General features: G+C 44.7%; 14 protein-coding genes and 2 pseudogenes. 7 read left to right on the forward strand and 9 right to left on the reverse strand.

What is annotated here, in order from left to right; all coding sequences use genetic code 11:
* Window positions 1-184: 184 nt before the first annotated feature.
* From FOI68_RS22405 to FOI68_RS22415, 4 genes are read right to left on the reverse strand one after another with little or no spacing between them, the layout of a single operon-like run.
* Window positions 185-679, reverse strand: a complete 495-nt coding sequence (locus FOI68_RS22405; RefSeq protein ID WP_143864384.1) for an arsinothricin resistance N-acetyltransferase ArsN1 family A — start codon at window positions 677-679, stop codon at window positions 185-187.
* Window positions 680-705: 26 nt separating this feature from the next.
* Window positions 706-852, reverse strand: coding sequence for a hypothetical protein (locus FOI68_RS23665; protein ID WP_185974027.1), 147 nt, complete (start codon window positions 850-852; stop codon window positions 706-708).
* 14 nt (window positions 853-866) lie between these two features.
* Window positions 867-1,733 carry a permease gene (locus tag FOI68_RS22410; protein ID WP_143864385.1) on the reverse strand — a complete coding sequence of 289 codons (867 nt, stop codon included), beginning with the start codon at window positions 1,731-1,733 and terminating at the stop codon, window positions 867-869.
* A 55-nt stretch (window positions 1,734-1,788) separates the two neighbouring features.
* Entirely contained in the window at window positions 1,789-2,238 is a 450-nt protein-coding gene (locus FOI68_RS22415) for a MarR family winged helix-turn-helix transcriptional regulator (protein WP_143864386.1), read from the reverse strand.
* Window positions 2,239-2,443: 205 nt separating this feature from the next.
* Here FOI68_RS22415 and FOI68_RS22420 point away from each other — a divergent pair, with 205 nt between their 5' ends.
* From FOI68_RS22420 to FOI68_RS22445, 6 genes and pseudogenes are all read left to right on the forward strand, one after another.
* Window positions 2,444-2,767 carry an ArsR/SmtB family transcription factor gene (locus FOI68_RS22420; protein ID WP_143864391.1) on the forward strand — a complete coding sequence of 108 codons (324 nt, stop codon included), beginning with the start codon at window positions 2,444-2,446 and terminating at the stop codon, window positions 2,765-2,767.
* Between the two features lie 21 nt (window positions 2,768-2,788).
* Window positions 2,789-4,087, forward strand: a complete 1,299-nt coding sequence (locus FOI68_RS22425) for an arsenic transporter (protein WP_143864387.1) — start codon at window positions 2,789-2,791, stop codon at window positions 4,085-4,087.
* Window positions 4,088-4,126: 39 nt separating this feature from the next.
* Window positions 4,127-4,552 carry an arsenate reductase (thioredoxin) gene (gene arsC / locus FOI68_RS22430; protein WP_122905067.1) on the forward strand — a complete coding sequence of 142 codons (426 nt, stop codon included), beginning with the start codon at window positions 4,127-4,129 and terminating at the stop codon, window positions 4,550-4,552.
* A gap of 466 nt (window positions 4,553-5,018) precedes the next feature.
* Window positions 5,019-5,954, forward strand: a pseudogene (gene trxB, locus FOI68_RS22440) (thioredoxin-disulfide reductase); the annotation flags it as partial.
* On the forward strand, window positions 5,955-6,395 hold the full coding sequence (locus tag FOI68_RS24170; RefSeq protein WP_255433820.1) for a protein-tyrosine phosphatase family protein: 441 nt from the start codon (window positions 5,955-5,957) through the stop codon (window positions 6,393-6,395).
* 16 nt (window positions 6,396-6,411) lie between these two features.
* Window positions 6,412-6,855, forward strand: a complete 444-nt coding sequence (locus tag FOI68_RS22445) for an arsenate reductase ArsC (RefSeq protein ID WP_143864392.1) — start codon at window positions 6,412-6,414, stop codon at window positions 6,853-6,855.
* A 15-nt stretch (window positions 6,856-6,870) separates the two neighbouring features.
* On the opposite strand, the gene FOI68_RS22450 is transcribed toward FOI68_RS22445, so the two are convergent.
* From FOI68_RS22450 to FOI68_RS24325, 5 genes and pseudogenes are all read right to left on the reverse strand, one after another.
* Window positions 6,871-7,071 (reverse strand): hypothetical protein, encoded by a 201-nt coding sequence (locus FOI68_RS22450; protein ID WP_143864388.1) that lies wholly within the window; start codon window positions 7,069-7,071, stop codon window positions 6,871-6,873.
* A gap of 22 nt (window positions 7,072-7,093) precedes the next feature.
* Complete coding sequence (locus tag FOI68_RS22455; protein ID WP_143864389.1) at window positions 7,094-8,314, reverse strand: M20/M25/M40 family metallo-hydrolase; 1,221 nt, start codon at window positions 8,312-8,314, stop codon at window positions 7,094-7,096.
* 10 nt (window positions 8,315-8,324) lie between these two features.
* Window positions 8,325-8,492 carry a hypothetical protein gene (locus tag FOI68_RS23670; RefSeq protein ID WP_185974030.1) on the reverse strand — a complete coding sequence of 56 codons (168 nt, stop codon included), beginning with the start codon at window positions 8,490-8,492 and terminating at the stop codon, window positions 8,325-8,327.
* 72 nt (window positions 8,493-8,564) lie between these two features.
* Window positions 8,565-8,894, reverse strand: coding sequence for an ArsR/SmtB family transcription factor (locus FOI68_RS22460; RefSeq protein WP_143864390.1), 330 nt, complete (start codon window positions 8,892-8,894; stop codon window positions 8,565-8,567).
* 337 nt (window positions 8,895-9,231) lie between these two features.
* Window positions 9,232-9,318: pseudogene (locus tag FOI68_RS24325) on the reverse strand (MarR family winged helix-turn-helix transcriptional regulator); the annotation flags it as partial.
* A 74-nt stretch (window positions 9,319-9,392) separates the two neighbouring features.
* Here FOI68_RS24325 and FOI68_RS22465 point away from each other — a divergent pair.
* A partial coding sequence (locus tag FOI68_RS22465) for an ATP-binding protein (RefSeq protein ID WP_185974031.1) occupies window positions 9,393-9,757 on the forward strand: 365 nt, incomplete at its 3' end.

Consider the following 9,757-nt stretch of genomic DNA (forward strand, 5'->3'; position numbering starts at 1 on the left):
GGCTCTCCCAACCTTTCTTTGAATTCATTGTACCCTATTTTGAAGGTTAGGAGTTTACACAAAATAGTTTATAGACTATATTGGGGGGATGTTCTTAATACAAACTTCTAACTGGAAAATTTCTATCCATTTGATTATTAATAAAAGAAGGCTCCTCAACATGAAGAGCCGATAACGCTAGGAGCTATAAGATTTTTTCCATCGCCATCACGTCAACGAATTGGCCGTCAAGAATGCCCTGCTTTTCAAACACGCCGACTTCCCGGAAGCCCCTTTTTCGATACAGTCCCTGCCCGAGGTTATTAAAGGGGAATGTAAAAAGAACGATTTTATAGAAACCGTTGTTTTTCGCCTCTGTTTCTAATGCTTCGAGTAAATGGTTACCCACCCCACGGCCTCGTACACTGCGATCTACATAGACGGAAAGGTCAGCTACGCCGTTATAGGCACAACGATGAGAATAACGGTTTAAGGAGGCCCATCCCACAACTGATCCCTCGACTTCAGCAACAAGGACGGTATATCGTCCTTGATGTTCTTGAAACCAGTTGTCCATATAAGCTAAGTCCTTTGTATCTAACTCCAACGTGGCAATCCGGTCCTCAATTCCCTGGTTATAGATGTAAAGGATGGACTCCAGATCGTAATGCTGAGCTTTCCGAATCGTTACCTGTTGCATGGCCTTTCCCCCAGTATCCTGTTTCGTTATTTTTGATCACCGTAGTTCTCTTTTTCATTCTTCATTTCTTCGATTTTTACATTACAGCAAGAATCTTTTTCGCTTTTCACTTCTTCAATCTTCACATCGCAGCAAGATCCTTGCTTTCCAAAGATTTTTTTCAACAAACCCATAGATATCACCTCCTTTAAATGAAGTAGAACAGGAATCCGGATAGGGTAGCCATCATCATAACAGAAGCCACGAAAGCAACAACCAATCGCTTCTGAAAGATGGTGTTCAGTAGTGTTACTTCAGGCAAACTGGCTCCCGCAGAACTGATCATCAAGGCCATAACCGGTGCAATTGCCATGCCTTTGGCAATCAGGATCTGGGACATGGGAATCATCATCGACAGACGAACGTATAACGGAATTCCAATGGCTGCAGCCACAGGAACCAACCACCACTGGTTCCCGCCAAACATAGAGGAGATCCATTCAGTTGGAACCACGCCATGAATGACCGATCCAATAGCCGCGCCAATGATCAGATAGGGGTAGACTGTTTTCATTAGCCCTACCGTCTCCGACCAAGCTGATTTCCAACTGAATGTGTTCGTTTTTTCTTCAAAACCGGTCATAACCACTCGCTTCACAGCCTTTTCGAATCCAAGCTTTTCAAGGGTAAAACCGATAATGACCGACAATACAGAGGTAATCACGGTATAGGCTACGGCTACTTTGACACCCAGCATGGCGCCCATCAGCGTGATAATGGTCGGGTCAAGGACAGGGGAGGAGAACAAGAACACCATCACGATGCCAAAACGAACTTTCTTGTTCAACAAGTTCACGACAACGGGAATGGTGGAGCAAGAGCAAAACGGTGTGACAAAAGCAAAGAGCAGAGCTGCCAGCGCTCCCAAGACAGTGTTTTTGCCTGATAGGTACTGATTCAATTTGTCATAAGGAATAAATCCTTGAATCAGATTAATCAGGAGCGAAATAACCACAAATAAAAGGGTTAACTCAATGGTAATAGAGAAGAAACTTTGCAACACATCCCAAAACATGAACATCACCCTTGTCTTTTTATTTGTAAAATGCAAGTATTAAGCTAAAAAGAAACTACCCCAAGGGAGTAGTACAACACTTGTCGGTTTTGGCCATCGCCTCATTCAACAGCTTAATGGAACGGATGACAGTCTCTTTTTCAAACTCGTTCATATGCGAAAAGATTTCATCCAAGTAAGCGTTCATCTGCCGGTCGATTGTCGCGGCCACTTCCTTTCCCTCTGGTGTAAGGGAAAGGATATGTACCCGTCTATCTTCCGGATCGGGTGTTTTTTTCACCAGATTCATTTTCATCAACGTTTGGATCTGCCGGCTAAACGTTGTAATGTCTGTCCCCAACGCTTCTGATACTTGTTGCATGGATGGTTTGTGCTGCCGTTCGATTTCATATAAAATGTGGCTTTGAATCAAGGAAATCTCCCGGCCGCCTGAGATGCAGCAGTATTTATTGAGAAATCCGAAACGGCGGGTCATGATTTGGAATAGTTCTCGAAGGTTTTCCATGGAAAATCACCTCTGCTTAAGTTATATACGTTTTATTTGCAAAATGCAACTAAAAATTATCACGAAAAAAATTTGATCGATATCACATAATAAAGTGAACTTGGAATCAAGAATGCCCAAACTTGGGGGAAAGCCGTTTTTCATATTGAAATAACCATATGGTTATAATAATATTGTGTCGAGAGAGGAGGGTGTGAGATTGGACATGGACACGAAGACATTAGTCAATGCATTGAAAGCATTAGCTGACCCGACAAGGCTAAAAATCATCGCCTTGTTAAATACCCGTAGCTGTTGCGTCTGCGAACTGGTCCCCATCTTTGGGATTTCCCAACCGGCTGTGTCCAAACACATGAGCCGTCTAAAAAGTGCGGACCTGGTGATTGAAACAAGAAAGGGGCAATGGGTTTTTTATTCCATCAACCAAGAACGGTTTGAACAAGTATGTCATGCATTGGGCAACCTGCCCGATTATTCCCATGAATTTGAGAAACTGGGAGAGCAGGGGTTGTTGGTGACCTGCGAATAGAAAAAAGATGGGAGAGAGATCATGTTTGCCATCTGGAGTGCCTTTCTGATCTTCGCCGTGACGTTGACCTTCGTCATTTGGCAACCGAAGGGACTGAACATTGGTTGGTCCGCAACGGGCGGAGCGATCTTGGCTTTGTTGTTTGGCGTGGTAAGTATTACAGATGTTGTTACGGTAACCGGCATTGTATGGAACGCGACGCTTGCCTTTGTGGCTATTATCTTGATTTCGTTGATTTTAGACGACATCGGCTTTTTTGAGTGGTCAGCCTTGCATATGGCGCGGTTAGCAAAAGGAAACGGCCGACTGATGTTCGTGTATGTGGTTCTCTTGGGAGCCGCCGTTGCAGCCTTTTTCGCCAATGATGGAGCAGCGCTGATTCTTACGCCGATTGTTCTTGCGCAAGTGAGGGCATTGAAGTTTCCAGACAAGATGATTCTTCCCTTTATCATGGCCAGTGGGTTTATTGCGGATACCACTTCGTTACCGCTTATCGTCAGCAATCTGGTCAACATCGTTTCTGCCGATTACTTTGACATTGGATTCGTTGAATATGCGTCACGCATGATTGTTCCTAACTTCTTCTCACTGGGAGCCAGTTTACTTGTCCTGTACTTGTACTTCCGAAAAGATATTCCCAAGCAGTACGATCTATCCCAGCTGAAACAACCCCATGAAGCGTTAAAAGACGTTCGCCTGTTCCGGTTGTCCTGGGTCATTCTGGCTATCCTACTTGCAGGCTACCTGATGAACGAAATCGTCGCCATTCCGGTTTCGGTTACAGCAGGAGTGGCAGCCATCATCTTTATGTTGGCTGCACAAAGGAGTAAGGCCATTGAGACAAAACGTATCATTAAAGAAGCCCCCTGGGCGATTGTTGTTTTTTCCATTGGGATGTACGTTGTCGTGTATGGCTTGCGTAATGTCGGTCTGACCGACATGTTGGGGCAGTTGATCCAAACTTTTGCCAATCAGGGACTGTTTGCCGCAACGGCTGGCATGGGTTTCTTGTCCGCAGTCCTGTCTTCCATCATGAACAACATGCCGACCGTCATGATTGACGCGCTGGCCATTCAGGGGACACAGACGTCCGGCGTCATCCGGGAAGCATTGGTGTACGCCAACGTAATCGGCAGCGACTTGGGTCCGAAAATTACCCCCATTGGCTCACTGGCGACACTGCTCTGGTTGCATGTCTTATCCCGTAAAGATGTAACCATTACATGGGGACAATACTTCAAAACCGGTATCGTTCTGACGATCCCGACGCTGTTTATCACGCTGGTGGGACTCTATTTGTGGTTGCAAATTGTTGCCTAATAACCGACATCGATAACATCGTAAAGGAGATTGAAACACATGGAAAAAAAACCACTCGTGTACTTTCTGTGCACCGGAAACTCTTGCCGCAGTCAGATTGCAGAAGGCTTCCTGAAAGCATTAGGCAGTGACCGTTATGAAGTAAAAAGTGCCGGTCTGGAAGCACATGGGCTGAATCCCCGCGCCGTACAGGTGATGAAAGAAGCCGGTGTAGACATCAGCAGTCAAACATCCGATGTGATTGATCCAGAAACCCTCGCTCGTGCTGATTATGTGATTACGCTTTGCGGTCATGCCGATGAGCATTGCCCGATGATCCCCAACAAGAACGCAGTAAAATGGCACTGGGGTTTTGATGATCCCGCGAAAGCTACGGGAACCGAGGATGAAATCATGGCAAAATTCCGTACCGTTCGTGATTCCATTAAAGCCCGAATCGAACAGTTCCTTGCTGAAGGCAAATAAGGAGGAACAACATTAGAAGCATCAATACAGTTTTAACGTATCTTCTTCAGTGCGGAACCGACAAAGGTAAAAGAGAACTACGCCAAATTTGAACTGGACTCGCCAGCCCTGCATTTTTTCCTGAATGTACGTCCTTTTTGAGAAATAAGGTGTACTAAACCACTTGGGCTTCCAAGTAGATAACACAGAAGATGTGGTTGCAATGGGGCAAAAGGCTCCGTCAGGAAAAGCTTCTTACCATCGATGAAATGAATACGACTTGCTTCTATACCGTGCAGGATAAAGTGCGGGAGTATGATCCAGATTGAAATGCATGGGAGATATTCTACACGAAGGAAGATTCCGAGACCGGGATTTATCTCTATGCTGTGCACCACCATCTACATCAGCACCAATTGAACCTAGTTCAATCACATACCCCTCTAGCATGAGGGGTATTTTACTAAACACCTCAGGAGGAATAATCATGCAAAAAGTCGTTGTCCTTGGAACTGGTCCTGCAGGACTTACTGCCGCAATTTATCTTGCTCGTGCAAACATGAATCCGCTTGTCATTGAGGGAAATGAACCAGGAGGTCAATTGACCCTGACAACGGAAGTAGAAAACTTCCCTGGGTTTCCTGAAGGAATTATGGGACCTGAACTTATGCAAAACATGCGTAAGCAAGCGGAACGGTTTGGAGCGACATTTCAAAGAGGTTGGGTAACGAAGGCAGACCTTACGAAACGCCCTTTCACGCTAACGATAGATGGATCGGAACAAATTCAAACGGAAACCTTGATCGTCTCAACGGGTGCCTCTGCAAAGTTGCTCGAAATTCCAGGTGAGAAGGAGAATATCGGACGTGGTGTAAGCACATGTGCTACCTGCGATGGTTTCTTCTTCAGAGGGAAAAAGGTCATCATTGTCGGTGGTGGTGACTCTGCGATGGAGGAAGCCAACTTCTTGACGAGATTTGCAACAGAGGTAAGAGTTGTTCATCGTAGAAGCGAACTTCGAGCCTCAAAAATTATGCAAGATCGAGCTCGTAAAAACCCCAAAATTACCTGGAGTTTGAATTGTACTCCCATCGAGGTTATTGCAGGAGAAAAGGGAGTAACGGGTCTCAAAGTAAAACATAACGACACTGGCACTGAAGAAATCATCGAGACTGAGGGTATTTTTGTTGCGATCGGGCATCGACCAAACACTGCTTTCCTCCAAGGTCAAATCAAAACGGACGAAACAGGCTATATTGTCGTAACCCCTGGTACAACGGAAACCAATATCCCTGGAGTATTTGCGTGTGGTGACGTCCAAGACCATCGTTATCGCCAAGCGATTACTGCATCTGGAACGGGATGTATGGCAGCACTTGATTGTGAGAAATTTCTCGAAGAAAATGCCGTTCACGATTGGAGCATGCCCGAACCGAAATCATATCAAGCATTGGTGGATGATAATATTTTCTTTGGTGGGGCAGCGGATGTTGAGTCCATGATTAAACAAGAGGGAGTGGAAGTGGTAGTAGATCTACGTGGAGAAGCAGAGAAACCTGCATTTTCAAATCCTGATGTTCAGTGGATACAGATTGCACTCGGTGATAATACTATCACGAATCAGGATGTTCTCTTTAAACAAGCGATCGACGAAGTAGTGAATGCCTATAAAAGTGGAAAGAAGGTTGCGTTCCATTGTAATGGTGGGCGCGGTAGAACGGGAGCAGTAGCAGCGGGAGTGCATCTCACTCTTGGCTTAAGCACAACACTCCAGGAGGCAGAGGAAAAAGTAAAAGATATTCGTCCCGCAGTCAACATCAAACCTGCACAAAGAGAAGCTTTGGAAAAGTTGTTTGAAGCATGACGGGGTTCTCTCCATGTTGGGAAACAAGAAAATCATATATTTTCTTTGTACCGGTAATTCGTGCCGCAGTCAGATGGCAGAGGGTTTTACACGTCATTATTTTGGCGAAGATTTTGCCATTTATAGTGGTGGATTATATGCGAAGGGAGTCCATCCTCTTTCGATAAAGGTTATGCAAGAGATAGGGATAAACATCTCCCAGCAAACATCTGACAGCATTAACTCAGAAATTCTGATGAGAGCATCGCTCGTCATAACCTTATGTAAAAAAGCGGAACGCTCCTGTCCGACACTTCCAAAATCGATCTACACGTTTCATTGGGGAATCGAAGACCCGGCAATGTTTGTTGGAAGTGACGAAGAGGTCACTTCAAAATTTCGGGAAATTCGCGATGAAATTGCAGAGAAAGTGAAGGCTTTAGAGAGAATCCTAAATCGTATAAAAACAGCTGAGGAGTAATCCTCAGCTGTTTCATTATCCGCAGCAAGAAGAGTTGTTTTCTTGCGCATTAGTTGTGCAGCAGGAAGAGTTGCTCTCATTTGTTTCGTTACCGCAGCAAGATTCTGAATCTTTTTCTTGGTTTTCATTAGTCACTTCTGTAATATCAACTCCACAGCAGTTTCCTTGCCCTTTCGCAGAATGACCGTTTACTAATTTTTTAATGAAGTTTGTCATAATAAATTCCTCCTAAACGTTTTTATTTGATCCCCGTAAGAAAAGGGGAATCAACAAGTTGATTGACAATGTCAAATACAACCGCGAATCCTTTTTCGATTGGCTTCACATGAAGATTGTCCGGGTTATCGTTTAAGGTGTGAATGTTCGTCGAATCAGGTAATGTAGGTTTTTGACCTAATCCGATAGTGGGAATTCCCTTTTGAATAAAAGCTACAGAATCATCTCCACCTGCGATCCAACGAACGTCAATACCGTGATTCTTGATTACATCTGAAGCTAGTTCGGTTAACCAGTCGATGGAAGCTTTATGACCGGTTCGAAGTGCAAAAAGCTCTGGCTCAAAGCCCAAACAATCGAGATTTATGACTGCAGATAAGGGTACAGGTGGGTTCGATGCAAGATGCTTTGCACCCCACAACCCAGACTCTTCCCCTGTTAAAAAAGCTACCAGAATGGTAAAGGGGAGTGGTTGTTCACGCTTAGCAAGCATTCTAGCAACCTCAAGCATGACCGCAACACCGGAAGCATTATCAATAGTTCCAGGGAAACGAACTCCTTTTGGATCATCACCAAGGTGATCGTAATGGGCAGTTAAGGCGAGGGTGTATCTTGTATCAACACCTGGAAGAATCCCTAGCACGTTTTTGCAGGGAAGCGTGTTCATTTCTAGGGGGATCTCAATCGAAACCTGAAGCCCCTGTTTCCCAGAAAATTTCTGTGCAAGAGATCGTCGGATGCGAAGTACGGGAAGTTTGTTTTTATCCGAGCCATGAACGGTTTTGTGAAACGACTCCGGTTCTCCCGATTCGATCAGAAGGGCAGCAACGCCCAGACTAGCGGCATAATTAATCGTTCCTCTTACATCAAAATCGTTCGGACGCTCAGGTATTAAGACAATTTTTCCAGCCAGATCTTTGGAGGAAACGTCATCTCCATCGCGAATGGTGATTAACTCTCCAGTTACGGACCCTCCGGATGAGAAGGGAGAGTATTCAGCAAAGTCAATTCGATGGTGCAATCCTTTCCCGCCAATGGTAACAAAAGCAGGAGCCATCAGTCTGGAAGCCGGAACATTTACCTTTGAAAAGTAACCGTCTTCCCCAGCAGGAGAGAAGCCAGCGCTTTGTAAAGCAGAGGCAAGGAATTCTGCTGCCTTACGAGCTCCTTCCGTCCCCGAAAGACGACCAGAAAATTCTACGCTACTAAGAACGTACATGTCATGTATAATCCGATCCATCATGGGTATCTCCCTAGCAAGTAGCACATTGATGAACTTGGATGGTTGTTTTTATTTGGCTTGGTGTTTCCGCTTGTGTTAGCTCTTCTCTGTGCAACTGCCATCCTTTCATTGTGATGAAATTCAGTTTTCTTTTTTGATCTTCATAAAGCATTTGAGCCAGTACATCTTTGTAAATCACAAGAATCAGCTCCTTTATCAATATTTTTTGATGAATTTATCAAAAAAAATTGATGAAGTGAAGAAAAAAGAATTAGCAGCAGTTGTTGCGGCGGAAGATGCAGCAAAGCTCTTCAGATAGAAGATGATTCACTTCGTCTGGATTTAAGGAGTAGTAGTTCATGGTACCATCTGTCTCTTTCATGATCAAGTTTGCATCCAAAAGGATCTTCAGATGGTAGGAAAGTTTGGATTGTGCCATATCTACAATCTCCGTCAAATCGCATACACAAACTTTGCCTTTCTGGGTTAGCTCATACATAATCTGAAGTCGCTTCTTATCTGCAAGAGCTTTAAACTTTGCTTCGTACCGCTCAAAGACAGCATCATTGTTGGTATGTAGGATCGGCAGCTCTTTTATCATGTGTGTCACCTTCATCAATTTTTCTTGATGATGTTACTATACTCCTCATTTTTCCAAAATGCAATAGGAAACATCAAATTTTTTTGATAAAAAATGCTTGCTGCAAATAACAGGTGTATAAATGTGGTAAGAAGTGAGGAGAAGGAAAATATACACGAAATTGTACAGACGATGACTCGGCGTATTGGACTTTTAAATAAGAACTGTTGTTCAGTGGATGGAATTGAGGTTGCGAACAAGAGGCGAACATGCAAATAAAAAATGCCCCGCCTTTAGTGGAGCATCGGCCAGTTAACTTGCCCGACCTAACAGTTTTGGAGCAAATCCAGGGGTACTTTGTTGTGACATCTATTCCTGATGTCTCAGCAATCTGTTGAATGGATGGCTAATGGTGACGGTTGATTTCATATAGAATGTGGCTTTGCGCGACCGGATTTCATCGCAGCAAGTGGAAGTACGTTCGCTGGATGTCTATGAGCAGCTAACAGGGGTGGGAGCATGATTGAACTGGAACAAGCACGGCTACGCCTCGAGGAACTTGGGCTTCAGCAAGCAGCTCTCCTCTTGGATGCTCACTTGGAAGCGGCAAGTCATGGACAGCCCACCTATCTGTCCTTTCTCAACACGCTCCTTGATGCCGAGATAGCGGAACGTCAAAAACGGAATATGGAGGTACGCACCAAACTTGCACACTTGCCTTACCGAAAAACGCTGGAGGATTTTGATTTTGCTTTCCAACCCAGCATTGACGAACGGTTGATTCGAGAGTTGGCTACGATGATTTTCGTAACCCGACACGAGAATGTCTTGTTCTTAGGGCCTCCCGGAGTAGGAAAAAGTCATCTGGCGGTGGCGTTGGCTGT

It is taken from the genome of Brevibacillus sp. LEMMJ03 (genome assembly GCF_007197875.1).
GTDB lineage: Bacteria > Bacillota > Bacilli > Brevibacillales > Brevibacillaceae > Brevibacillus > Brevibacillus thermoruber.